Source organism: Pseudanabaena sp. CCNP1317, assembly GCF_034931345.1.
GTDB classification, from domain to species: Bacteria; Cyanobacteriota; Cyanobacteriia; order Pseudanabaenales; family Pseudanabaenaceae; genus Pseudanabaena; species Pseudanabaena galeata.
Genome location: NZ_JAYGIF010000103.1, coordinates 28,850 through 53,328, shown reverse-complemented (window position 1 = coordinate 53,328; position 24,479 = coordinate 28,850). Strand labels below are relative to the sequence as shown.

The 24,479-nt window shown below is 43.8% G+C and carries 18 protein-coding genes and 2 pseudogenes; 10 read left to right on the top strand and 10 right to left on the bottom strand.

Features of this window, described 5'->3' with window-relative positions; all coding sequences use genetic code 11:
- Window positions 1-248: 248 nt before the first annotated feature.
- Together VB775_RS18790 and VB775_RS18785 are read left to right on the top strand one after the other, a co-directional pair.
- On the top strand, window positions 249-1,844 hold the full coding sequence (locus VB775_RS18790) for a hypothetical protein (protein ID WP_281009652.1): 1,596 nt from the start codon (window positions 249-251) through the stop codon (window positions 1,842-1,844).
- Window positions 1,845-1,880: 36 nt separating this feature from the next.
- Window positions 1,881-3,005, top strand: a complete 1,125-nt coding sequence (locus VB775_RS18785; protein ID WP_281009653.1) for a hypothetical protein — start codon at window positions 1,881-1,883, stop codon at window positions 3,003-3,005.
- A gap of 82 nt (window positions 3,006-3,087) precedes the next feature.
- Here VB775_RS18785 and VB775_RS18780 read toward each other — a convergent pair whose 3' ends face one another.
- The 4 genes and pseudogenes from VB775_RS18780 to VB775_RS18765 all read right to left on the bottom strand — a co-directional run.
- On the bottom strand, window positions 3,088-3,444 hold the full coding sequence (locus VB775_RS18780) for a DUF5615 family PIN-like protein (protein ID WP_281009654.1): 357 nt from the start codon (window positions 3,442-3,444) through the stop codon (window positions 3,088-3,090).
- Window positions 3,445-3,690 (bottom strand): DUF433 domain-containing protein, encoded by a 246-nt coding sequence (locus VB775_RS18775; protein ID WP_281009655.1) that lies wholly within the window; start codon window positions 3,688-3,690, stop codon window positions 3,445-3,447.
- A gap of 57 nt (window positions 3,691-3,747) precedes the next feature.
- A complete protein-coding gene (locus VB775_RS18770; RefSeq protein WP_281009656.1) occupies window positions 3,748-3,999 on the bottom strand; it encodes a type II toxin-antitoxin system ParD family antitoxin in 252 nt (83 codons plus the stop codon).
- A gap of 71 nt (window positions 4,000-4,070) precedes the next feature.
- Window positions 4,071-5,249, bottom strand: a pseudogene (locus VB775_RS18765) (DNA topoisomerase); the annotation flags it as partial.
- A gap of 31 nt (window positions 5,250-5,280) precedes the next feature.
- Here VB775_RS18765 and VB775_RS18760 point away from each other — a divergent pair.
- Window positions 5,281-5,439: pseudogene (locus VB775_RS18760) on the top strand (DNA topoisomerase); the annotation flags it as partial.
- A 125-nt stretch (window positions 5,440-5,564) separates the two neighbouring features.
- Here the strand turns inward: VB775_RS18760 and VB775_RS18755 are convergent.
- The 4 genes from VB775_RS18755 to VB775_RS18740 form a co-directional block, all read right to left on the bottom strand.
- Entirely contained in the window at window positions 5,565-6,632 is a 1,068-nt protein-coding gene (locus VB775_RS18755; protein ID WP_323216903.1) for a hypothetical protein, read from the bottom strand.
- Window positions 6,633-6,805: 173 nt separating this feature from the next.
- A complete protein-coding gene (locus VB775_RS18750) occupies window positions 6,806-7,402 on the bottom strand; it encodes a hypothetical protein (protein ID WP_281009659.1) in 597 nt (198 codons plus the stop codon).
- Window positions 7,403-7,891: 489 nt separating this feature from the next.
- Window positions 7,892-8,551: a Uma2 family endonuclease gene (locus VB775_RS18745; RefSeq protein ID WP_281009660.1), complete on the bottom strand. Its 660-nt coding sequence runs from the start codon at window positions 8,549-8,551 to the stop codon at window positions 7,892-7,894.
- A gap of 309 nt (window positions 8,552-8,860) precedes the next feature.
- Window positions 8,861-9,151, bottom strand: a complete 291-nt coding sequence (locus tag VB775_RS18740) for a YiaA/YiaB family inner membrane protein (protein WP_281009661.1) — start codon at window positions 9,149-9,151, stop codon at window positions 8,861-8,863.
- A 463-nt stretch (window positions 9,152-9,614) separates the two neighbouring features.
- Here VB775_RS18740 and VB775_RS26570 point away from each other — a divergent pair, with 463 nt between their 5' ends.
- Window positions 9,615-9,836 carry a transposase gene (locus VB775_RS26570; protein WP_407073016.1) on the top strand — a complete coding sequence of 74 codons (222 nt, stop codon included), beginning with the start codon at window positions 9,615-9,617 and terminating at the stop codon, window positions 9,834-9,836.
- Between the two features lie 66 nt (window positions 9,837-9,902).
- On the opposite strand, the gene VB775_RS18730 is transcribed toward VB775_RS26570, so the two are convergent.
- Entirely contained in the window at window positions 9,903-11,039 is a 1,137-nt protein-coding gene (locus VB775_RS18730) for a ParB/RepB/Spo0J family partition protein (RefSeq protein WP_281009662.1), read from the bottom strand.
- 2 nt (window positions 11,040-11,041) lie between these two features.
- Window positions 11,042-11,848: a ParA family protein gene (locus VB775_RS18725; protein WP_094536001.1), complete on the bottom strand. Its 807-nt coding sequence runs from the start codon at window positions 11,846-11,848 to the stop codon at window positions 11,042-11,044.
- Between the two features lie 232 nt (window positions 11,849-12,080).
- Here VB775_RS18725 and brxE point away from each other — a divergent pair, with 232 nt between their 5' ends.
- From brxE to VB775_RS18695, 6 genes are all read left to right on the top strand, one after another.
- Entirely contained in the window at window positions 12,081-12,638 is a 558-nt protein-coding gene (gene brxE, locus VB775_RS18720) for a BREX-6 system BrxE protein (RefSeq protein ID WP_281009663.1), read from the top strand.
- A 325-nt stretch (window positions 12,639-12,963) separates the two neighbouring features.
- On the top strand, window positions 12,964-13,800 hold the full coding sequence (locus VB775_RS18715; protein WP_281009664.1) for a BrxA family protein: 837 nt from the start codon (window positions 12,964-12,966) through the stop codon (window positions 13,798-13,800).
- Window positions 13,797-14,426, top strand: a complete 630-nt coding sequence (locus VB775_RS18710) for a DUF1788 domain-containing protein (protein ID WP_281009665.1) — start codon at window positions 13,797-13,799, stop codon at window positions 14,424-14,426. Before VB775_RS18715 ends, VB775_RS18710 begins: the two co-directional genes overlap by 4 nt.
- A 263-nt stretch (window positions 14,427-14,689) precedes the next feature.
- A complete protein-coding gene (gene brxC, locus VB775_RS18705) occupies window positions 14,690-18,358 on the top strand; it encodes a BREX system P-loop protein BrxC (protein ID WP_281009666.1) in 3,669 nt (1,222 codons plus the stop codon).
- Window positions 18,359-18,436: 78 nt separating this feature from the next.
- Window positions 18,437-19,138, top strand: coding sequence for a Uma2 family endonuclease (locus VB775_RS18700; protein ID WP_281009667.1), 702 nt, complete (start codon window positions 18,437-18,439; stop codon window positions 19,136-19,138).
- Window positions 19,139-19,511: 373 nt separating this feature from the next.
- Complete coding sequence (locus tag VB775_RS18695; protein WP_281009668.1) at window positions 19,512-24,377, top strand: DUF559 domain-containing protein; 4,866 nt, start codon at window positions 19,512-19,514, stop codon at window positions 24,375-24,377.
- The last annotated feature ends 102 nt before the right edge of the window (window positions 24,378-24,479 follow it).

Here is a 24,479-nt window from a genome sequence, read left to right as displayed (position 1 = left end):
GTAGTTTTTTCTTCTCGTCTTCTGAAAATTCGATTGTAATCATGAATTAATTTTGGCGGCAGTATTAAATTCTTTAGCCGATTATCCCATTTTCTCAAAGCTCAAGTTCTGACCGTCTAAAGTATATTCAAGAATTTGCTAATGCATTACCAATACTTCCTGAAGAGCTACGGAATGCTCAAGATGAAACAAAATATGGACATTTGCAAAGATACCATAAACCATATCTTGATAAATATAGTAATTTTTTGTCAGAAATTCCTCTTCGTATTAACCAAAATCAAATTCGCGAGTATGTGGCTCAAGATACAGTAGATGGTAAACGTGACTACTTCAGTTATTTGGCTGTTCGTGAAGTGAAAATTGTCTGCTCTTTCCCAAACGTAGATATTGGACAAATTGTTTTAGTTGATATGCCAGGTCTGGGAGATACTGGGATTGGTGATCCAGAGCGAATGATCAAGACATTAGGGCAGGACATAGACTTAGTTCTATTCGTAAGAAAACCAGATAGTATGGGTGATTTTTGGGCAGATGTAGATGTTTCACTTTACACTTTGGCTAATAAAGCATTAATTGACCTTCCTGTAAAAGAATGGTCTTTCATGGTACTCAACCGAGTTACGGGAGACGCTGACAAAAAATCTGACAATCTGAGAAATTGTAAAAGCCTTGCTGAAACAATCTCAGAAAAAAATATTCGTGTCCAAGATGTTGTAATCACAGATTGTTCTGATTCAAAAGAAGCACAAACTGAAATATTAGATCGAGTTCTTGATTATCTGGGACAAAGAGTTGAGGTATTAGATCGACAATATGCGTCCGCCTGTCAAGACAGACTAGTTCAGATACAAAGAGATATTTCTAGTGAGTTAGAAAAAGCTAAAAAATCTCTGGGAACAGGAGGCGATGGCTGGTTTCGGATATTCACTACACTTTCTGAAAAATTTTGGAAGGATTTAACAAAAGAGCTTCAAGATCTAACTTCATCAATGATTTCTGAAAGAGACACCGACGATCAAAGCTTTAATGTAGCCGTTGATTCTGCGATTACGACTTGTCGTTTAGAAACAGGAATTCCCGATTTGAAAGAAATTGAGCAGAAAAATGATTGTAAGGGTGCATATATGAGTGCCTATGTTGAGTGCTTGCATGAAGTGCGTACTCATCTTTCAAAACAATTTCTTTCTTTGGATATTGCACTAAAGGAGTCTTTAGAGAACGCAAAGTGTCGTGTCGTCAATATTCTCAAGACTCAGTGTAAATTAGGAAAAATTGCGGAAGGCGATGGCAGTGAATTTTTAAATAATCTATCAGAAAAAATTCCAGATGACTTGACTGGTCTAAAACTTGGTTTTCAAACACTCGCAACTTTTGAGCTTCAATATCGTGGACTAGTTCAACATAGAATTAGAAGACACCTAGATGTCTTAACTCCCAATAGAACAAAATATAAGCTTGAGAAAGATAAAAGTGGAAGTATTATATGGGACTATCTATTAGGAGTAGAAGAAGATACATCTTCCCCCGCCGAGAGAATTGCTCTTAATCTTTCCAAGGCTCAATCTGAAGCCGTTGATAACTGCGAAAAGGAACTTAAAAGCCTTTTAAAAGAGCCAAGTCAAGCAGCTTTCGCTATTGTCGAAGAGTTTGCTGATCGTGTATTACGCGCTGAAGGTGTTCGTACTGAATGGCAAATTTTTCTACAGGAAGTTGCTTCAGATGTTTGGGGTGATGAATTCAGCGAAGAGGAAAAGCGTAGACGATTAAGACAAGACTGGGTGCAGACAATACAAGAGATTGAACATATCAAGCAGCCAGATTCATTAAGTTTTTTGAAATAACAAACAGTTTAAAAATTCTACATCAAATAAATCATCATGTTTTTTAAGCAAATAATTTCTATTGTCCTTGCCTTGACGATTTTTGTAGCTCATACGCCTCCAGTTTTTGCGAGTAATATGATTTCTTGGGGAATCCCAGAAATAAATATTCAGAATGCGCTTGATGGTACGACCAAGTTTATAGAAACTACAAAGGAGCAAGTCTCAACAACAGTTAATCGTATCCAACTGCCTAACATAGATATTCCTAGCGCGTCTGAAATTCTAAAAGACATCAAAAGTATTGATTTACCAGATTTTAAACTATCTTCTAATGACATTGCAAATTTACAACTTAACTTACAAGCAACACTAGATGGCGCTAGTAAAGCCACAATCCAAACTTATCAACAAGCAGTAGACAATTTTGATAATGTTGATTTGTATGGCTTAGTAGTTAGCGGGGTAGCTGTTGGGGCAGCTACATACACCACGATTAATAAATCTTTGCAAGGTATACCACAAGATTTTTCTGAACTATTAAATGCGATGCCTAGTGTTGCAAGGAGAATGAGAACAGCAGGTATGAGAGGAGGAGTCCGACGTATTTGTACAGATGCGTTTCAACTATTCAAAAAAATTCCAGCTTTCGTAGAGAGTAGCGAAAAAAAAGTTCTTGATTGGTTAGAAACAAAAGTTGGCAGCCATATCGACAGTTATGCGAATGGTGGTAGTTCTGATTCTACTAATATCTTTCTGGAAAATAGTAAGGTAAATCAAGTGCGTGGTAATGCTAATGTAAAACAGGTTGAAATCATCCGTAGTATCTTCCGTAATGGAGCTGAAGCTATTATTAAGAACAGTAAGGATATTATAAAAATTGGCTCTAAAGCAACGGTTACAGCAGTTTTGATTGATGAGATAGCAGAAAATAGCATTCACTTAATCGAACTTGCAAGTGGCGAAATTACAGTCGATGAATTTATGGAATATCTTCAGGTTTCAGCTACAAAAACTGCTATGAGTACGGCAGCATTCTATACGCTGAGTATATTAGCTATCTCCTTTGTTCCAGAATTGACAGTTCCCTTCTTCGCATCTCCTGCAATAGTAGCAGCATCACAAATAGTTCTTGGTTCACGTTTAGCGATACCACTAATCACTAAACTTGCAGCCTGTTAACTCTACACAGTGCGATCGCTGATTGATTTTGATGAGAGGTGATCGCTATTCACTTTATAACTTTCAACTTTTTCTAAATATCTCAAGACAAAGCCCTAGCTAATCTAACCTGTTTTTCAGTAACCACAACAAAACTATCCGCTAACTGCCCCGCATAATTTTCTAATAAACTTTGTAAAACATTGATTTTATTAGCATTCCGCTCATCCTCAAGCCTAAGCAAAACCACACCATGATGTAGTCTTCGTTCCCGATAAACCTTTTCACCAAAATCCTTATCACAAGAAATCAAAATCCAATTCTCATCCCAAGCCTTTTGCAGAATTTCATCATCATCAGTCCCTCTTGCCTCCTCATAGACCGAGAAAACCTCATGATTTTGATTGCGTAACCAACGCGCAACCACAACACCCGTATTTTCATCCACCAAAAACCGCACCTAAGCAATCTCCGCCAAAGGCATAAAACTTGCACTTTCCAACGCACGAGATGCAAACAGCAAACAAGCCCTAATATCCGCCTCAACCAAACCTTCATACTCTTCCAAAATCTCCGTCACAGTTGCACCATGAGCCAGCAGATTGAGAATGTACTCAACAGATAATCGAGTCCCTCTAATGACTGGCTTTCCCACCATCACTCTAGGATTAGAAGAGATCCGATTTAACAAATTTTGTTCTTTCATATTTTCTAAGGATTTAACTGGATTTATCACAACCATCATACATAACCATACTTCTCATTACTTTTTGCGAAGTCTCTCAAGAAGTTGAATCCGTTTTTGTTGCCACCAATCATCATTGATCTCGATCGCCTCACCACTATCCAAACCCTCTAACAGCAAAGTTTCCAGACGCGCTTGAGCAACCCTCTCCGCCTCTTGACGCAGCAACTGTCGAATATATTCACTCGTAGTGCTGTAGCCACCCTTAGAAACCTGCTCATCGATAAAAGTCTTCATAGAATCAGGAACAGAGATATTTACTGTAGTCATAGCTAGTAGTTATGTATATTTCTGACAATTCAATTATGGCAAATATTGCCAATTTTTGTCAAACACTATAATCAAGACAACTTTTTCGGACTAGGCTTAGTGACTTTACTCGATCGCTTTGACTTTCCCTGAGCAGTTTTCTTCTCCTTCCCAGTTCCAGTCTTACCCAAATTCGGCTTAGCCGCCTCATCCAAATCACCAAACTTCTTCGACCACCACCTCTCCTGAGAAGACCAGAAAAAGACCACATCCGCATGATCCTTGCGTTGCCGCGCCTGAACATCCGCACACTTCAACATCACCTTATCCACACCATCCTTCGCATAGGGAAACTTAGCCAAAGGCTTACCACAGACAGGACAAGCAAAACTAGTCACCTCCGCCGTCACTGCATTTTCGCCCTTCGGTTGAGGAATCTCCCACTGATTACGGCGATCGCTCCAAAACATGACCAGATTCTCATAGCCATGCTCACACTTGAGAAAATGCCCACCACTCACTTTTTTAGAAGGAATTTTACTGAGTGAATTACTACAAGCAGGACAAGCCACATCCGAAAGTTCATTTTTACGATTACTTGGCTGTAAATCCGCACCAAGATTCGTATATGCCCTCGCCAGCATCGGCTGAAAATAGGACTGATGCCAACCAATCAAATAGCTTTGCCACTCCAATTTACCCACCGAGATTTCATCCAAAGTCGTCTCCATCCCTGCGGTAAAATCGGCTCTGAGCAAATCAGGAAAAGTTTTATGCAACACCTCATCCGTAGACATTCCCAAAGCCGAAGGTTCAAGCACCTTACCCTTGAGCAACACATAGGTTCTATCCTTCAGCGTCTTAACGATCGCCGCAAACGTACTCGGTCTACCCACACCCTGACGCTCTAGTACCTGTACCAACTTCGCCTCGCTATACCTAGCAGGAGGTTGAGTTTGTTTCTGCGTAAAGCCCGCATTTACCAAAGCCAAAGTTTGACCGCTTGTTAAAGCAGGAATATGTTTATCCTTACTCAAATCATTCCAATAGCGCGTATAACCCGCAAAGGTGAGAATACTGCCCCTAGTCTGCCAAAGCGTCGAACCAGCTTGAATAATCACCCGACTTTTTTGAATCAGCGCATTAGCACATTGAGAAGCCACGGCTCTGCGCCAGATTAACTCATAGAGTTGATGCTGTTTGGCACTGAGATGATCTCTAACCGTTTTTGGAGTAATACTCAAATAGGTAGGACGAATCGCTTCATGAGCGGATTGAGCAGTTGCCTGTTCTCGATGACCTCAACCTCCTGCTAGATATAGCGAGGCAAAGCTAGTTCAGGTGCTAGAGCGTCAGGGTGTGGGTAGACCGAGTACGTTTGCGGCGATCGTCAAGACGCTGAAGGATCGCACCTATGTTTTACTCAAGGGTAAGGTTCTCGAACCTTCAGCTTTAGGAATGTCTACAGCGATCATCTAGTAAAGTCGCTAAGCCTAGTAGTCCTAAAAAGTGATTTTGTTATTTATGATTGCTATTTTTTCACCTCACAACGCTTTGCACTGGATTACAGACCTAAATCCATAAATTTAGGGACATCTGGTGCGGAGCTTGCCAGCTACATTACCGCGTGAACAGACATAAGAACGAGAGGCGATCGCATTTCCTTCCATCCTTTCATCTGTATACATCCGAAAGGCAGAGGCTCTGATGCTATCATCGGCAGCACGTTGAATCCAATGGGCTTGATAGCCACCACCATTACCTGCATAGTTATCGATCAAGACTTCGATCCAAGGGCGAGTGCTACTGATCCCTTCAGGAATTTCTCCATCTGTCCAGAACATCTCATCTCCATTGAGTTGTAGTTTACCTGATTGCTCCGCCAAACCTCGCACCATGGCATAAATGTTGTTGGGCATCTGCTCCCAAGGGGCGCGTACCAAATTCAGTTTTTGCTCATTGACCCATTGCGAGTCATCTGCTTCATTAAATAGATCGGCACAACCAAACCCTAGTCCACAATCGCGAGGGTTTTGGGTAACGCTGGATTGCGATTGCTGTAGGGATGATTCCTCAAAATTGGCGGCTACATTCATCACTGGAATAAAAACCATCTGGATATGTTGGTGAGGAGTTGTATTATTTAGACTCGGATCGGCATTTTCTCTTCCATAGGCACTGACGACATCACGATATAAAGCTGGCGATAAGTTGTAATGATCTACCTTCACCCGATAGCTGCGTCCTAATTTTTCATTACTAGGATAGAGCCGCAACCTAATGCGCCACGCTGGAGTGGTAGGAATACCCGTTAATCGCACCGCATATTCTAGAGGTCCCATACCTTGAAAATACTTTAAACCGATTTCATTGAGTTGATGGAAACCATTGGGGGGGACTGGTTGTAGTCTCAGATTTTTGAGCTTAGATGTTTCGAGATTCGTACTCACTGCTTGACTGGTTACTAATGGCTTTGGGATTTGACTTGGCTGAACAGTGGAATTGGCGATCGCAGTTACTTGAGTCTTTGCTTGAGTCTTTGCTTGAGCAGTCACCTGACCATCTACCTGATCGCTTTTAGAGCAACCACTCAACATTAAAAACGAAAGAAGCAGGAAACTTTGCACAGCAATAGATCTTAAATTTAAAATCATTTTATTTATCAATTTTTTTGTAGGTGTAACTCTCACGCGAAGCAATAGAAATAGATTTAGGACTTATACAAAAGGATAAGACGTAGGGACGATTGATGAATTGCCCTTACGATAGAATACAGATTTTAAATCATTTTTGCGTAAGTTCTAAGATTTTAAAAACTATCCAAAAATCAAGGAGATGTCGCTATCGAGACAATTCTATTAACTTGATTACGGGAATTTAAAATCAGGTAAGTTTGTTGTAAATAAATTGTTTCATTGCCATTGTCGTAAGAACCGCTGTACAAAATGATTTTATCTTTTAAATTTTCAGTTTTAGCATAGGGTTTGCCATCATTAAAAGATTGTCTGGCGATCGTCATGGCTCTTCCTGAGCTTATCCCAGAGTTAAACTTGATATCTGTAAAGAAACCTTCTGTACCTAAAGCTTTTAAAGAGATTGTTCCATCCTTAAATCTATAGGTTTTAGCCACAGAACAAAATCCTATGCCTGTTAAGCTCTGACAAATATTGCTCCATTTCGGCAATTGATTGATCAGTCGTTGGGTAATTGGAGAGTTGCGAAATCGATTGTCAATGGGAAGTTGACGACAATCTCCTTCACATTTCAGAAAATCCAGCAAATCAACGTTGCTTTGCTGGGCGCTAGCAGGTTGTAAAAACAAAAATTCTGACAATTTATCTGTCTTTGAGTTAACAGGCATCAAAGACACCAGAGAAATAGCCAGAAACCAGCCAAGGTGAGTGATTAGTTTTATTTTTAGCATCTACTTTATAATTAATTCATTGTAGTTGTAATTGAATCTTATTACAGGGGACTTGTTCCCAATAGAGCGCTTCTCTTAGCGAGTAAGGGAAAACGATAGTTGTCAAATTCCTGCTTTTGTAAAGAATGGCACTGGACTGTTAAAGAGGGATAAGTCTCTCAAAGTATTTCTGGGCAAGCTTTTCACGACCTTGCTACTCAATCACCATAAATCCTTGCTGGATAAGCCTTGTAGCTATTCATCACTTCTTTAACAACCAGTGCCCTTTTTAGGCGATCGCCTGTTCGAGTGAGTAAGCAAACAAAAAAGCAGCCTGTTTGACGGAATGCTTTTTTGTTTAGGCGATCGCGTGCCCTAGCAATTAAGTGCAACAAATTAGCTGATGTTACGTGGAATGCAGATAATGAATCTCTTGCCCTGCTATGCTATGGCAAGGATTCTTTCTACGTAACATCAAAAATTAATAGCAATCAGGGAAAATCTATCTCTCTAACCTAACTGCTCCATAAACCAAGAACCAATTTGGGAATTATCTATTTCACGGCTACGTTGTAAAGCTTCCTCTAATAAACTCAATCGTAATCCTCCCAACACAGAGGATTCTGTAATCCTTTCGCTTCCTAAACCCTGCAAAATACGGAATGCAGTGATTTTCATGTTCTGGACATCGATCACCCAATATTCACCAACGCGCACTTCTTCGTATAGTAAGCGCTTTGCACCGAGGTCGTAGCCTAATGAGGTATCGGCAATCTCAATCACGATATCAGGGGGTAAACTTTCATCAAGATCGACGATCGCGATACTTTGAGGTGCATTCTGAGTGCGATCGCCTACATAATAAGAAATATCTGGCTGACATTCACGTATTCCCTCTTTGCGATAGCTACAGTTCGTATAGCCTTTAGCCAAGATATTTCTCTTCATACAGTAAAGTGAAATCAGAATGATTACCACTGTATTTACAAAAGCATGATCTGCGCCAACACCCATTTCGCTGTAGTAATTCCCTTGAAAATAGTAAAATTTTGCCTTGTCATTGCTTACTGCCTGAGATATCTGCAAGAAATCTTCCCAAGTTGTTGCTATCCATCCTTTCGGAATAATGCTTTGAGTTAAGACTTTTTCTTTCTCAACTATTGCAACCATAACCTCTTGCCTCTCAAAATAAAAAGTAAGATCTAAATTCCCAATTGCTAATCCTATAATATCCCATTCTCTTGAGTGGGGTAGCTTTTTTGTGGCAATGTGAGTTTATTGCGATTTTAAATGTTTAATTTATTAGCGATCGCCTGTTCGAGTGAGTAAGGAAATCAACATTAAAAATAAGAAGATTGACAACACCTTTATCAAACAAAAGCTTACCAATCGGTTCTTCAAACAACTCATTAGACTCTCCTAAGCTAGTAAAAAGAGTGAGAATAATCGAAAAAACTGATAACCAATGACTGGAAAAAACTACTCCTTATAGGGATCGTACTGAGTCAATATCCGTTCTAACTTTGCTTCATCAATGCGATTAATTAGGCGTTTAGATTCTTCGACATCGCGGACAGTTTTTGATAAATTAATGGTCGAACCGACGGTAAATAGTAAACCCATGCCTAAATAACCTTTAACCCACGGATCTGCTGGCAGATAAACAATTCCTAAAGAAGTGGCAGAAATAGAGACAAGAAAAGATAACCAAGTTTGAAAAATCCATGCTTGAGTATGACTGGGAGCAGTACCGTATTTTTTATCGTTCATGATCGTCTCCTAAATGTTGTTGCACCTACTTTGTCCGTTCTAGAGGTGCAACAACAATGAGTGTTATCTAGTAGGGGGAGAGGGGGAGAAGTGGGGTGAAGTGGGGTGAAGTTATAATCGTTGTCAGAATCTAAGGCTGAAGTTTCCAATCGATCTCGTCCCCTAGCGAGTAGGGGAATTGGTTCATCCAGACAAAAAATTGGAGGTAACAAGTTTCCAATCGAAAAAGTGCAGGTCGCTATTTCGATTATTCGAGTGAGTACAGCGCTTTGCGCTAACTTAAAACCCAGAGAAAATTTTGAAACGCCGCTTTCAAAATTTTCTCTGTACCCCTTAAAGCCTCAATAGGCTGTAAGCAATCAACAAAAAAGCAGCCTGTTTGATGGACTGCTTTTTTATGAGGCGTTAGCATCCTCTAGTGAGTAATATAGCGGTTTTCAAATGAGAAAGAGCAAGGTAAAATATTGAGAATACTGGCGCTAAACTGATTTTCTTGCCCACTTATTCTCCTGATTTATCACCGATTGAGATGTTTTGGTCAAAAGTCAAATCCATTCTGCGTTCGATTGCTCCGAGAACCACTGAGCAGCTTCATGCGGCTATCACTCTCGCTTTCAATTCTGTTTCCGATTCTGACTTCTTTGGCTGGTTTTACGAATGTGACGCTCGTACCACGCTCATTTGAAAACCGCTGTTAACAATCGGTCATATATCAATATATGACCAACACAAATAACCTAAACTTAGATGACTATGAAATTAAAGACTCAATTTCTGTCATCTTTTGCTTTAGCAAATCATAGACATCTCTTAAGCTTGTAGGGTCGGCAGATCGTAGTAAATCTGAAGAAATCAGATCAACACTTTGCTTGATTTTACCTAACTGTTTATTTGCATCTACTGCATTCTCTGTGCTAGGACTATACTTAGCGATCGCCTGATTGACCAGCTTGCGAGTTTGTAAAACTGACAAATTCTCTTGGACAACCTTTTTAGTTAAATCCTCTCTTAGTCGTTTTGCCTTGGCTTGTGACAAATTTAGATTCTTTGCCGAAAGTTTTTGCAAAGCGATCGCATGAACACCCTTTAGCCCCAGATTGCGAATTGCATCTTTGAGATCGTCGGCTAAGCCCAACATTGGTAGCAAGTTAGCATCAACAGAAGCAGGATTGAGTTGTAACTCCAGTAGAATTTTTAAAATAGCCTGTTCACTTTCATTGACATGGTTATAATCTGACTTCACATTTTGGCTGGAGGAATCAGATGATAAATTAGCCATGACTTCAGATAGTCGCTTTTGCTTGTTCAATCGACGAATGACTGTCGATAAAACTCTGGGGATGTCATCAGCTTTTAAACCTGCGTTTAGCGAAATCTCTTTAATGATCGCTTCAGCCTTATCGAGAGGGTTTAAATCTTCCCGATGTAATGATGTCAATAAAGCCTTACGGTGCAGATCCTTTGGTTCATCCATCGTCACGGCTTTGATCGTTGACCATCCTAGATCCTTCGCTGCACGCCATCGACGCTCCCCGTCAAAAAGTAAATAGTTCTCATCTTCTTGAGCAATGACAATAATTGGTGAAAGCTGACCATCTGATGCTAAGGACTGAGACATGGCTTCAATACTCTCATTCAGAAAAGTCCGACGGGGTTGATCAGGGTTTTGAATAATTTGGGTAATTTCTAAATCTACTACTCCAGATTGAGACTTTAATTGTTCCTTTAATGTGGATAGCTGAGTTTCGACTTCCTCGGAGCCAGATGCTCTTAATCTCTCAATTTCGGTTTTGAGTTGAGCAATCTCTTCCTCGGCATTGGACAGTTGTTGAGTTTGTTTTGCTCCTGAGAAGTAGTCAGCGATATTGGGGGCTTTGCGAGCTGCCATGATTATTTTTTCCTCTTAACTTTCTTGCCGATTAACTTAACAACATATTCAGAAACTTCTTTGAAGTCAGCTTGGGCGGGATGCTGATGGCGATATAGATGTAATGGTAAACCTTGCCCACTGGCGTTGATAAATTCTGCTGAGTCTCTAACAGGAGGGAAACAATGAATCTTTAATTGGTCAAGTTGAGTTGGGAGATCTTCTAATATTTGGCGATGGGTTGCGCGTCTGGCATCGTATTGGTTAGGTACAAATCCCATGACCTGAGGTTGAGGATCTAGCCTTAGTTGTTTGCTGTTGTGATACACCCATTCGATTAATTTGGCAGAGCCTTGAATTGACTTTGGCTCAAGTTGGACTGGAACTAAAACATGGGTGCAAGCTGATAGAGCTAATAAGGTCAAAGGTCCAAGGGTTGCAGGACAGTCAAAGATAATTAGATCGTGGGAGATAGGATGGTCTTTGAGACAGTCGCCTAGTAAATAGGCTCCTCGGCGATGTAATACCATTTCATCGGCGACTCTTGTTAAGATCATCCCTCCTTGGACTACCTCTACTTTATTAGTGGTTTCTGTCCAACACTTTTCTAAGGGCCATTGTCCAGAAAAATCATTGTTTAGTACTGACGCTAGAGTTTGTTCGGGTTCGGGTTGTGGCAAACCGCAAAAAAGGCTCAAGGAGCCTTGGGGATCGAGATCCATTAAGGCAACTGACAATCCGTAAAGGCTCATTTCATAAGCAATATGCACGGATAATGTGGTTTTGCCACTTCCACCTGCATTACTGAGAACGGCAATTCGGGTTTGCATTTGTTGATATGTCTAAACAATCAAGGACATCATATATCAATATATGACTTTACAAAGTCATACAGCAAAAAAAGAGTCTAGTACAAACCAAAACCCAAGAAGCGAATAGCGGCGCGAAGCGCCGCTATTCGCTTCTTGGGTTTTATGTCCTAAGCAAAACTTGCTTTGCCATATATTGATATATGATGCGTTTTTGATCGGTGTAGAGAAATTAAGAGGATTAGAAACTTATATGAGTATTCTTGCAGTTGATCTAGATTTGTTAGATATGATCTTGGATTGGCAAATGACGATCGCATGGATAGGTGAAGCAAACTGTGAGCCATCACGATTAGGTTGGTGGCGCACTGATTTAATCGATGATCTGGGTGGTGGCGATCTCCTAGTGCGATTGTTGCCACGTACAAAGTTATATGCAGGGTGGGAAGCTGCTCGTGAGGCGGCGATCGCTACGGATCGGCGGGCTAGACAAAGAATGGCTAATCCTGACAAGTTACGGACGATTTTCTTTTGGGGATTTGACTTAGATGAGAAATTGTATGATCGCCTTGCGACAAGAAAACGGCTGGGTGAAAATTTGAAGTTGCCGATCGCATGGGAAGATGGTTTTGATCGTGGGTTGATCGCTAAGCAAATTAGCGATCGCTGTGGTGAGAGTAAATATGAACTTGTGGCTGGCGGGAGGGAGATTAGAAGGTCTGATTCTGACCAACAAAATCTCTTGTTTCTAGTTGCGGCGCTTGTCCCATTTGATCAAAATTATTCAATGCCGTTTTATCGGATTGATTAAGGCGCAGCCCTCACCCCCCAGCCCCCTCTCCCATTAAGGGAGAAGGGGAGTAAGATTAATTTCTTGTTCCCCTCTCCCCTTTTGGGAGCTACCGTGTACACACAAGTTATCTGCTATATCGTGAGTTACTAATGATCCCCCTCAATCCCCCTTGAAAAAAGGGGAAGAAGAAAATTCTCCCCCCTTTTTCAAGGGGGGCTGGGGGGGATCTAAACCTTAAAACGTAGATAGAGAGACTTATGTGTACAGCGTAGCTTTTAGGAGAGGGGCTAGGGGTGAGGGTCTGGATAACATCAAAGTTATTAATACAAATATGGATTTATCTATGGACTTATCTGCAAATTATGGCGCGGAGGTCGTGCAGTTGCATACAAGGCTAATGCGTGTTCCTTTGGCGATCGAAGAGAGTTATAGTTACTGGCAAAATTACCAGCCAGAGATTTGCGATCGCATTAATAATAAAGCTGATACTAAAACTGACAAAATCAATCAACTTGCGGAAATAGCCTTTGAGAAGCGTTGGTTTGGTAGTAAGAGTATGGCGCGGACGCAGTTACTGCTGAAGGAGTTTTCGCAACGTTATGATGCTTATCCTGCGGCGCTATTGGTTTTGCAGCAATGGCAGCCCCGCGATCTGGTAACTCGGCGCAATCTCTGTCATTGGCATTTACAACTGGCCGATCCCCTTTATCGCGCTTTTACCGATCATTATTTGGGACAACGACGGACTTTAAGTGCAGATATTACGGAAGCAATGATTGATCGCGACATTGTAGGACGTTGGGTCAGTCAAAACATGGGACGTGATCATTGGTCGCCTGCGACGATCGCCAGAATGGCAACAGGGCTAATTGCGGCAGCAGCATCGGCGGGGCTATGTTCGGACAAGATGGGTAAACGCAATTTGCTATATCCCCAAGTGAGCGATCGCGCTGTAGAATATTGGCTATATTTTTTACGCGGTTTAACTTTTGAGGGAACTTTGCTAGATAATCCCTACTGGCGATCGGTGGGTTTGAGTGGGAGCTTGTTAGAGAGTCGTTTACAACGGTTACCACATATTGATTTTCGCCGCATGGGAGAACTGATTGACTTTGGTTGGCAATGTGTCGATCTCAAGGATTGGGCATTGCGATTGGATCGGGAGAGATTGGAGTCATGACTAATCGTAGTTCGGCTAGTGCCGTTGATCGGGTGGTATCTGCTCTCAAGACTGACCTCATAGCAGAAGGTGGCGCAAAAATTAGCACCATGCGGAATTATCAATTTGCGATCGCGGTTTATCCACCTGATCGGGAGTTTGAGATGCGTCGCAAGCTGAAACAAATGCAAGATGAATTGCAAGCCGTGGGTTGGAATGTTTTACCTATATCGCTATTGCAACTATTTATTGAGCGATTAAAAAATAAGTCGCCACAGGTTCTAGAGCGATTAATTGCGATGGAAAAGAGGTTAGCGGATAAGACCAGCGATCGCGGTTTGAACTATCTCAAGGAAAAGTTAACTCCTGAAGTTGAAGGGGCTGATGGGATTGCACAGGACATAATTAGGAAAATCAATGGGTTTATGCCTGATGCTACACCTGACAAAAAGTTAATCCTTTTAAGCCGTGCGGGAGGTTTGTATCCTTTCTTTCGTTCATCAGGATTACTTCGTCATCTTGATGGCAAGACGAGCAATCTACCGATCGTTCTGCTCTACCCTGGAGACAGACAAGATGTAAGTTCGCTATCATTTATGGGAGAACAAACCACCGATCGCGATTATCGTCCCCGCATTTATTCTTGACCCTCACCCCCTAGCCCCCTCTCCCATTAAGGGCGAGGGGGAATAAGAGAAATTTAACAACTTCTCTTGCTCCCTTTCTCTCATTAAGGGCGAGGGGGAATAAGAGAAATTTAACAACTTCTCTTGCTCCCTTTCTCTCATTAAGGGCGAGGGGGGACAAGAAAAACTCAATAATTTCTCTTGCTCCCCTTCTCCCAAGTGGGGAGAAGGGGCTGGGGGATGAGGGCAATTATCGCTTTTGATAAATAATTGGAGAAAACACGATGCTTGTTAAAGATATTTTTGCTAGGGACGTAACGCGGGACATTGCCCCTGTGGTCTATTTCCATGAACAGGAGCCAGCTAAATTATGGGAAGAGGTTTCGGAATACATCATTACGGGGGGCTATGCTGAAGATGATCCGCGCCATACTCGCACCAATCAGGGCATTCATGAGCAGTTTGTGCGCTTACTTAAGGCGATCGCCCAAGATTTAGAACAACCAAGTCGAGCAGGTGTGACCTTGCCTGCGGCTTGGATTTCGGGGTTTTATGGCTCAGGGAAATCGAGCTTTGCCAAGTTGTTAGGACTGGCGCTAGACGATCGCCAAATGCCTAATGGACAAAAACTTGCTGATGCTTTATTGGCGCGGGATGATTCGCCTAAGTCTGCTGAATTTAGAGAGGTTTGGCAAAAATTAACCAAGCGCATCGAGGCGATCGCCGTCGTGTTTGATATTGGCTCTTTAGCCCGTGATAATGAAGATATTCACCAAGTGGCGAAGCGGGAAATTCAAAAGCGGTTGGGCTATTGCAAAACCAGTAACTATGTGGCGGAGCATGAACTGAAGTTAGAGATTGATGGGCGTTGGGATACTTTTTTAGAATGTGCGATCGCCACAATTGGTAAACCTTGGGAGCAGATCAAAAATAGTGAATTAGCCGAAGAAGATTTTTCGTTGATTTTGCATCGTCTTGAGCCTGAAAAGTACATTGAGCCGATGAGTTGGATCGATAGTCGGGCTGGCAATAGAACGGGGCTAGGTTCGGCTGTGGATGATACGACTAAGGCGATCGCTGCCATGCTCAATAATCGCGCTCCTAGCAAAACTCTGTTTATTACCATTGATGAAGTCAGTCAATATATTCATCAAAATGACAATCGAATGCTGAAATTGCAGTCTTTTGTGGAGGATCTTGGTCAAAAACTGAAGGGGCGAGTGTGGCTATTGGCAACGGGACAGCAGCAACTAGAGGACGGCATCGACCAAGGCAATATTGGCAAGCTCAAGGATCGCTTTCCGCCTAGATATCGCGTACATCTAACACCTGCGAATATTCGCGATGTGGTGCATAAGCGGCTATTGCAAAAGTCACCTGTCCATGAAGTAGAGTTGCGGAGTTTGTTTCAACAACATCGTTCTGACTTGAAGCTCTATGCCTATGGCTGTGAAAATATTTCGGAAGAGGATTTTCTAGAGGTTTATCCCCTACTGCCCAACTACATCGATCTGTTTATGCAGATTACCAGTAGCTTGCGCTTGACCTCAACCCGTGTCAAGGGTGATGACTATGCCGTGCGCGGGTTGCTGCAAATGTTAGGGGAACTCTTTCGCACCCAGAATCTAGGCGATCGCAACTTAGGAGCCTTAGTTACCATTGATGCGATCTACGAGATTCAGCAGACGGCGCTGGATGTGGATACTCAAAATACGATGACGCGGATCTTGAGCGATCGCCAAATTGTCGATAATCTCATTACCCTCAAAGTGGCGAAGGCGATCGCTTTATTACAACTAATTCAAGAAGCACAGCCCACAACGACAAAATTGATTAGTCAATGTCTTTATGATGAACTCGGCGCTGGTAACAATGAATCAGAGGTACAGATTGCCCTCGATAAATTACGCGATCGCGGACATATTACTTATTCTGAGAAGTTGGGCTATAAACTGCAAAGTTCCGCAGGGCAGGAATGGCAAAGGGAGCGTGATAGTTCGGGTGTGACTGATGATCAACTGACCGCGCTCTTGATGGAAAAACTCAAGGATCTCGTTGGCAATAGTGAACCACCTAAATATAAAGGACGTTCTTTCCGTTGGCAGGCTTACTTTAGCGATGAACGTCAGCGCAAGGATGAGCGTCTGATCTCACCCAATGATGCGGCGACAGCCATAGTCGATTTGCGCTACATTCGTGATGATCTTAGAGAAGATGTCACGATCTGGATTGCTCAGAGTGGACAAGAAACCTATCGCGATCGCCTGTTGTGGATTGTCGGTAATGTGGTGGATGTTCCTGAACTAGCGAGAAGACAGGTGCGATCGCGGCAAATGATCGGTAAATATCAAGGCAGATTTGCAGCGTTGTCGCCTAATAAGCAACGATTGCTGATCGAGGAGCAATCAGAAGCGGAACGCCTAGATGCAAGTCTTAAAGAAGCGATCGCTAATGCGTTTGTGCGGGGAACTTTTTATTTTCGGGGTCGGCAACTGGACTCGCAGGGTTCGACATTTTCGAGCTTATTGCAACGCACTGCCGAGAGCATTTTGCCAGAGGTCTATACCTATTTTCAGGACATGGCGATCGCTCCTAGTGAATTAGAACAATTGTTCAAAAAACAACTTTCAGGAGTATCGCCTAAGTTTATGGAGCGAGAATTAGGGATCTTGAGCCTCGATGCAGGGAAATATGTCCCCACCTGTAACGGCGAAATACCGACACTGATCTATAACGAGATTGCCAAAAATAATGGCATGGCTGGCAATAGTCTATTAACCATATTTGGCAGTGCGCCCTATGGCTACGCTTCCGATCTGGTGCGGGCTTGCCTGTTGGGACTGTTACGGGCGAATAAAATTCGTATCCGTACTGAAAATCAGCAAATGATTAGTTCCTATGCCGATGCGGGTGTGGAGGATTTATTTAAAAAAGAGCGCGATCTGAAAAAGGCAGAAATTTTACTTGCCACAGAAAGTGATATCACCGTTCGCGATCGCACTGCCATTTGTAAATTCTTTAATGACCATTTGCAAGTAGAACTAGACCGTGAGAAAGAGGCGATCGCCGATGCTGTGTTTAAATATTTTCCTTATAAAGCATCGCTATTGCGGGAGCTAGAGGGAAAATATAACCGATTACCCTTACGATTACAGGATGTAGCCGATCAAAATGGTGATGATCGCCACCAACTCCCTGACAGCTTGCAAAAATTGCAAAAAGCCCTCACCGATTGCTGTCAATCGCGCCAAATCGAAGACACGGTTAGAGCTGTCAAAAAACATTTAGATACCTTGCAAGATGGGATTCAGCGCCTTGGGATCGAAAATAGCGAACTGACCAATGAAGCGATCACTCAAGTAAAAAAAGCCCATGAGGTCTATAGTCATTGCGTGGAACAGTTGCGCGGTATGGGCAAATTAGCAGACCTCGAACTGATGGCGATCGCCCTGCGTCAACAACTGCAAGCGGAACGTCCTTGGCGCGATCTGGCAAGTTTAACCCCGAACATTGAGGCGATCGCCACTCGCTATCGGGAGGTGCGGCGCGAACTGCTCGATGCTCAATATTTGCAATTAGAGGCAGTGGCGGCAAGGGTAAAGACGCGGCAGGGTTTTGCACGACTCAGTGAAGACAAAGCCGACTATGTGATCCGTCCGATTCGACAAGCCGAAATCAAAACCACAGAAGATGCCCTCTATCCCACACTGATTCAATTACGCGACTCGGCTGTAAGACAGCTAGAGCAAGCGGAAATGGAAGCTAATGCCACCCTTGATCGCCTCATTTCCGAAGAGACTCAAGAGCAGGTGCTTACCCTTGATGTGCTTACTGATTTACGCAATCGCGAACTTCGCAATCCTGAAGAGGTAAATGCCTTGGTCGATACCCTACGCGATCGCCTGTTGAAGCAGTTGGAGCATAAGAAAAATGTACGGATTCGATTGATCTAAAGCTAGTGGCGGCTTTACGCCGCCACTAGCTTTATAATGCTATGTAGCGCGAATATTTTTAGAGTTTAGAGTCAAACCATGCTGCAACTCGATCGCCAATATTTATCTAATAATCTCCCTGATAGTGACGAATTACCCGATTCAGACGATACTCCTGTGGATAACGAAGACCAGAATTATTTACCAAACCTCTTGTTATTTCTATTGGAATATATCTGGAAAGATCGCCATGATTGGTATTTTGGGGTCGATATGGGGATTTATCACACTACAGGCGCAAGCCCTAGAGTGCCAATTGTTCCTGATGGATTTTTGAGTGTCGGCGTGGAACGGCGCAAGGCTGGCAAGTCTCGTAAAAGCTACGTGATGTGGGAAGAGAATAATATCGTACCGATTTTGACCATAGAAATGGTGTCCCACACCTATGGTGATGAGTACGAGAAAAAGTTAGAGATTTATCGCCATCTTGGGGTGAAATATTACCTGATTTATAATCCCGAATTTTGTCGGCGTGATGGTCACTTGCCCTTAGAAATATATCAATTAATTGATGGTGATTATCAATTACAGCAATTACAGAACAGTAAACCATTTTGGATGCCAGAGATCGGCTTGGGGATTGGGCGTTGCACTTTACCAACTGACCCCTATCAGCGTGAAGTTTTGACTTGGTTCGATCAAAATGGAGATCGCTATCTCACCAGTGATGAAAGAGCATCGCAATCACAGCAACAAGTGGAAGCTTTACAGGCTAAGTTGCGATCGCTAGGCATTGAATAGATAAAATAAATAAATAAATATGAGTGCGCGGCATCGCCGCACACTCTTTATAACTGAATTGTGAGCCAAATAAAGCGGCTCCCCTCGCCTTTTCTGAAATTGTGATCACCCTCAGTGACATCTTGCCGCCGACCCCGTAATTTTTATGTTTCGTAGGGGTAGAGCATTTGCGCCACAATTCCTGAGCTTTCCACCAACATCTCGATCCGCAAATGCTCTACCCTCTTCGCTATTGTGAGTTAGCTGTGATAGCGTTAAGTTTAGGGCAAAGCATTCCTATATTCAAAACCTAGTGAGATGCCTTAGATGGTTGCAGGAATGCTATGCCCCTACCAAATCAATACCGAATTAATATTGAGTCAAAATTCCATAAATGACCTACCTCTCTCCTACAACTAAAGCTCAACTCTCCAAAACCATTCGCAATTTGCGCGATCGCCTGATTACTGACCTACACAACGCCGTTGAGTCCACATACTTGATGGGCGTAAACCTAGAACAGGTGCAGCTAGATGAGGAGCGTCATTGTAAGCGGGAGCGATTAGAGAAATATTTAGAAGAATTGGTGAAGGGGGATCTTGCGGTTTATAAGGGCAAGCAATCAGCGAAATTAAAGCAGGAATTGCGCGATCGCCATCGGCAGGATCTCGAAAAACTGGCGGCGGCGACTTGGCTGAATCGGTTGGCGGTGATTAAGAATTTAGAGGCGATGGGGTTGCTGAAGCCGAAATTGGTGACGGGGGGATGGCAGAGCGCCGCTTTTAAGGAATTTCGGGACTATGCACCAGAGTTTTTGCAAGAGGAAGATCAGGGCTATGGGTTATTGTTGCGCTTGGTGTTTGATGAACTGGCGATCGACTTGTCGGGTTTATTTGGGCGCGGCGGGTTGAATGGGTATATTGAGCTTATTCCCATGCCTGCGTTGACTTTGCGGTATTTAGTGGAAGAGCTAGACAAGGTTGAGGCGGATGCATGGCGCGATGATACGACTTTGGGCTGGATCTATCAATATTGGAATGATCCTGAACGGGAAAGCATTGATCAAAAGATGAATGATGGCGGTAAGGTGGAGCCGCACGAAATCGCCAGTAAGACGCAGATGTTTACGGAGCGCTATATGGTGGAGTGGCTATTGCAAAATAGCTTGAATAATCAATGGCTGGATATTTGTGGGTTGAATGGTTGGATTGCTGAGGCGGTGAGCGATCGCACCTTAGAAAATCTCGAAGCGCGGCGGCAAGTTTGGCGGCAAAGGCGCGAGGCGGGGGAGGTGGCGCTAGATGAGTTGATGGCTATTGAGAATGAGCAAGAACAGCGTTGGAAGTATTGGGTGAAGCCACCCTCACCCCCAGCCCCTCTCCCATCAAGGGAGAGGGGAGAAAATTCTCTTACTCCCCCTTCTCCCTTAATGGGAGAAGGGGGCAGGGGGGATGAGGGTCTTCCTAACACCAAAGAATATTGGGAAATCCCCCCGCATCTCAAAGCCAAAATGGTCGAAGTGGCTCGACAGTTTCGCAAAGAACCGACTGCTAGTGAAAATTTACTATGGCAAGCTTTGCGTAGTCGCCAAATCGAAGGGCGTAAGTTCAGGAGACAGCAGCCCATCGGTGTATTTGTTGTTGATTTTTATTGCGCTACGGAACGCTTGGTTATTGAAGTTGATGGTTTAATTCATGAGTCTCAACAAGAAAACGATCGCCAACGTCAAGAGCTACTGGAATCTTTAGGTCTTAGATTTGTGCGAGTGAGTAGTCAGCTTATTGAGGAAGATTTAGCCGAAGCTATCAATATTGTTCGTCAAGCGATTGTGAGTCCCTCATCCCCCCTGCCCCCTTCTCCCAGAACGGGAGAAGGGGGGGCAAGAGTAGAAAAGAAAGCAGATTTATCTGTTTCCTCTCTTGCTCCCCTCTCCCTCAATGGGAGAGGGGCTGGGGGTGAGGGTCTTTCCCTCCGCCACCTCAAACTGATCGATCCTGCCTGTGGGTCGGGGCATTTCCTTGTGATCGCTTTTGACTTGCTGTTTGCTTTTTATCAGGAAGAATCGCGGCATCGGGGTAAGGTTTGGACGGATGCGGAAATTGCCAATAGCATTTTAGAAAATAATCTCTATGGGATTGATATTGATGCGCGGGCGGTGCAGATGGCGGCGGCGGCGTTGTGGCTGAAGGCGAAGGGGCTTTGCAAGGATGCTGCGCCGAGGCAGATTAATTTGGTGGCGGCGAATTTGAATTTGGCGAATTTGCCGAAGGATGATCCTGAGTTGTTGAATTTTTATGACGAGGTGCGATCGGCGACGGGGATTCCGCCGAAGTTGACGATGCAGATTGTGGAGGCGCTGAAGGGGGCGGATGTGTGGGGTAGTTTGCTGAAGGTGGATGGGGCGGTGACACAGGCGATCGCTGATTATGAAGCACAGATTAATCAACCTTTGCAGTTGTCGATTTTGCCCTCATCCCCCCTGCCCCCTTCTCCCAAGGAGGGAGAAGGGGGAGAAAGAAGTCTTGCTCCCCTCTCCCGTTCTGAGGCACAAGGGAGAGAAGATTTATCTTCTCTTTCTCTTGCTCCCCTCTCCCGTTCTGGGAGAGGGGCTGGGGGTGAGGGCAAATTTAATGCTACTCAAGCTCAGTCAAGTATTTTGGAGGCGTTGGAGAGGTTTTTGCAGCAAAGGTCGCAGAGTGATGATCTGGGGGTGCGGTTGTGGGGTGAGCAGTTGGCGGCGGGGGTGAGGTTTGTGCGGATGGTGCGGGAGGGTCAGTATGATCTGGTGATTGGCAATCCGCCGTATCAGGGGACAAGTAAGATGGCGGATGCTGGTCATTTGTCGAAGCATTACCCCAAGGGGAAGGCGGATCTCTATGCGGCGTTTTTGCAGCGTGGTTTGGAGTTGGCGAAGGATGGTGGGTTTTCGGCGTTGCTGACGATGCGAAATTGGATGTTTATCAGTCAGTATTCGGCGATTCGGGAGTTTTTGATTGAGAGTTATGATTTGCGATTGTTAGGAGATTTAGAAACGGGTGCGTTTGAAGGAATTTCTGGTCAAGTTGTATCGGTTTCTATGACAATTTTTCGAAAATCAAAACCTTCTGATCGATTAAGTATTGCAATTCAGCCAAAAACTTCACAAATTAGCGAATCTTCTCAACAAACACCAAATAAACGTGCGGCTTTATTGGCTCAAGTGGGAAGATATGAGTTCAAAACGCAAAATTTTAATGTCATCAAAGAAAAGCCTCTCATTTACTGGTGGGATGATGCCTTTCTCAAACGCTACGCCGAAACTCCGAAAATTGAAGAAGTTTCTCCAGGAAGAGCCGCGCAATCAACAGGAGATAATACAAGATTTGTTAGAAGTCCTTGGGAAAGTGAATTTATACAATTTAGTTTTTGTAAAGATTTATGGAAAGAATATCCTTCAAAAAATACATGGCATCCATTTATTAATGGAGCTTCTGGATTAGCTTGGATTGAGCCTTTAAGATTTTTAGTGAACTGGAAATATAAGGCGTTAGAAATAAAGCTTCTAAAATCTACCCAGACAAATAGAGAGGCTTTTATTTTATCAAGCGAAAAATATTTTTATGGTAAAGGAATTGCTTTTGCAATGATTGGACAATCTTTTCTTTCTAGAATACATAGATATCCGAGTATTTTAGGTAATAAAGGTTCTTCTATATATTCTGATAATCCATCAAGTCTAGTATGTTTGATGAATAGTCAGCTTGGCAAACAAATTTTACAGTCACTAAATCCAGGTGTAGGTTTTGAAGTTGGAGATGTAAATCGTCTTCCGTTATTCCCCATAGAATCCGCAGACGAGATATTTAGAGAACTTGAAAAAGCATTTAGCGAACATGAAGCAGGACGCGAGACATCCGTAGAATTTATTAGCCCCCGTCCTAGCCCTTGGCGCACCGCCCAAACATGGGCGCAAACCGCCGTAGACCGACCCGCAGGCACACCCCTCCCCCCCTACCATCCCGAATACGACCCACCCACCGCCCAAGACTTTATTTCCTACGCCGTGGGGTTAGCATTGGGGCGGTTTGGAAGACCCTCATCCCCCCAGCCCCCTTCTCCCAGAACGGGAGAAGGGGGAGCAAGAGAATTTGCTCCCCTCTCCCTCAATGGGAGAGGGGCTGGGGGTGAGGGTGGTAGCTTAAAATCACCCTCATCCCCCCAGCCCCCTTCTCCCAGAACGGGAGAAGGGGGAGAAGATTTATCTTCTAAATCTCTTGCTCCCCTCTCCCTCAATGGGAGAGGGGCTGGGGGTGAGGGTCTTCCCATCCTCTACCTCTCCGCCTACAGCCAAGATCTCCCCGAAATCGGCGATCGCCTTACCCACCCCGCCGCCGCCCCCATCCATCACGCATGGACAGAACATGGCTCCCAAATCACCAAAAAAACACTCCGCGAATGGTTGCGCCAAGACTACTTCAAAGAAGACCACCTCAAACGCTACGACCAACGCCCGATCTACTTCCCCATCTCATCCACCAAAAAGAACTTTGTCGCCATCATCCCCATACACCAATGGACAGACAACACCCTGCAAACCCTCCTCGCTGACCACCTCCTCCCCGACCAAAACCACCTCATCGGTGAAATCAACGACCTCATGGCAGCGCGTAACCAACCTGACACAAAGGCAATCGCCACCGCCGAAAAACGCTATAGCGAACTATGCAAACTCCAAGAAGAACTGCAAGACTTGATCAACAAAGTCCAAGCGATCGCTGAACGTGGCGCACCACCAACAAAATCTAGCGATCCGCGCCGTGAAGTCGATGCCACCTTCAAAATGGATCTCGATGACGGCGTAATGATCAACAGCGCCGCCCTCTGGACATTGCTCGAACCCCAATGGAACAAACCCAAAACATGGTGGTCAGAACTCAGCACCGCCCAAAACAAAAAAGACTATGACTGGGCGCACCTCGCAGCCCGCTATTTCCCCAGCCGCGTCGATGCCAAATGCCAAAAAGACCCATCCCTAGCCGTTGCCCACAGCGTCTTCTGGAAATATCACCCCGCCAAAGCCTACGAGTGGGAACTGCGTTTGCAAGATGAGATCGCCCCTGATTTTCATATCGCAGAACCAGATTCCCAATCTTTGCGCGATGCGTTTATCAGAGACAATCCTGAGCTAGTTTTAGACTTGCGACAAAAGGAACAAAAACGCAGGGATCGCAAAAAGAACAAAGAAGAAGATCAAATGGCGTTTGAATTGCAGGAAGAATAAACCCTCACCCCCCAGCCCCCTCTCCCATTAAGGGCGAGGGGGGGTAAGACTATTTTCTGGTTCCCCTCTCCCATCTTGGGAGAGGGGCTAGGGGTGAGGGTC

Coding starts and splice junctions, on each gene's coding strand:
- VB775_RS18785 (WP_281009653.1), top strand. CDS start 1,881: ATGTTTTTTAAGCAAATAATTTCTATTGTCCTTGCCTTGACGATTTTT.
- VB775_RS18775 (WP_281009655.1), bottom strand. CDS start 3,690: ATGAAAGAACAAAATTTGTTAAATCGGATCTCTTCTAATCCTAGAGTG.
- VB775_RS18770 (WP_281009656.1), bottom strand. CDS start 3,999: ATGACTACAGTAAATATCTCTGTTCCTGATTCTATGAAGACTTTTATC.
- VB775_RS18755 (WP_323216903.1), bottom strand. CDS start 6,632: ATGATTTTAAATTTAAGATCTATTGCTGTGCAAAGTTTCCTGCTTCTT.
- VB775_RS18750 (WP_281009659.1), bottom strand. CDS start 7,402: ATGCTAAAAATAAAACTAATCACTCACCTTGGCTGGTTTCTGGCTATT.
- VB775_RS18745 (WP_281009660.1), bottom strand. CDS start 8,551: ATGGTTGCAATAGTTGAGAAAGAAAAAGTCTTAACTCAAAGCATTATT.
- VB775_RS18740 (WP_281009661.1), bottom strand. CDS start 9,151: ATGAACGATAAAAAATACGGTACTGCTCCCAGTCATACTCAAGCATGG.
- VB775_RS18730 (WP_281009662.1), bottom strand. CDS start 11,039: ATGGCAGCTCGCAAAGCCCCCAATATCGCTGACTACTTCTCAGGAGCA.
- VB775_RS18725 (WP_094536001.1), bottom strand. CDS start 11,848: ATGCAAACCCGAATTGCCGTTCTCAGTAATGCAGGTGGAAGTGGCAAA.
- brxE (WP_281009663.1), top strand. CDS start 12,081: ATGAGTATTCTTGCAGTTGATCTAGATTTGTTAGATATGATCTTGGAT.
- VB775_RS18715 (WP_281009664.1), top strand. CDS start 12,964: ATGGACTTATCTGCAAATTATGGCGCGGAGGTCGTGCAGTTGCATACA.
- VB775_RS18710 (WP_281009665.1), top strand. CDS start 13,797: ATGACTAATCGTAGTTCGGCTAGTGCCGTTGATCGGGTGGTATCTGCT.
- brxC (WP_281009666.1), top strand. CDS start 14,690: ATGCTTGTTAAAGATATTTTTGCTAGGGACGTAACGCGGGACATTGCC.
- VB775_RS18700 (WP_281009667.1), top strand. CDS start 18,437: ATGCTGCAACTCGATCGCCAATATTTATCTAATAATCTCCCTGATAGT.
- VB775_RS18695 (WP_281009668.1), top strand. CDS start 19,512: ATGACCTACCTCTCTCCTACAACTAAAGCTCAACTCTCCAAAACCATT.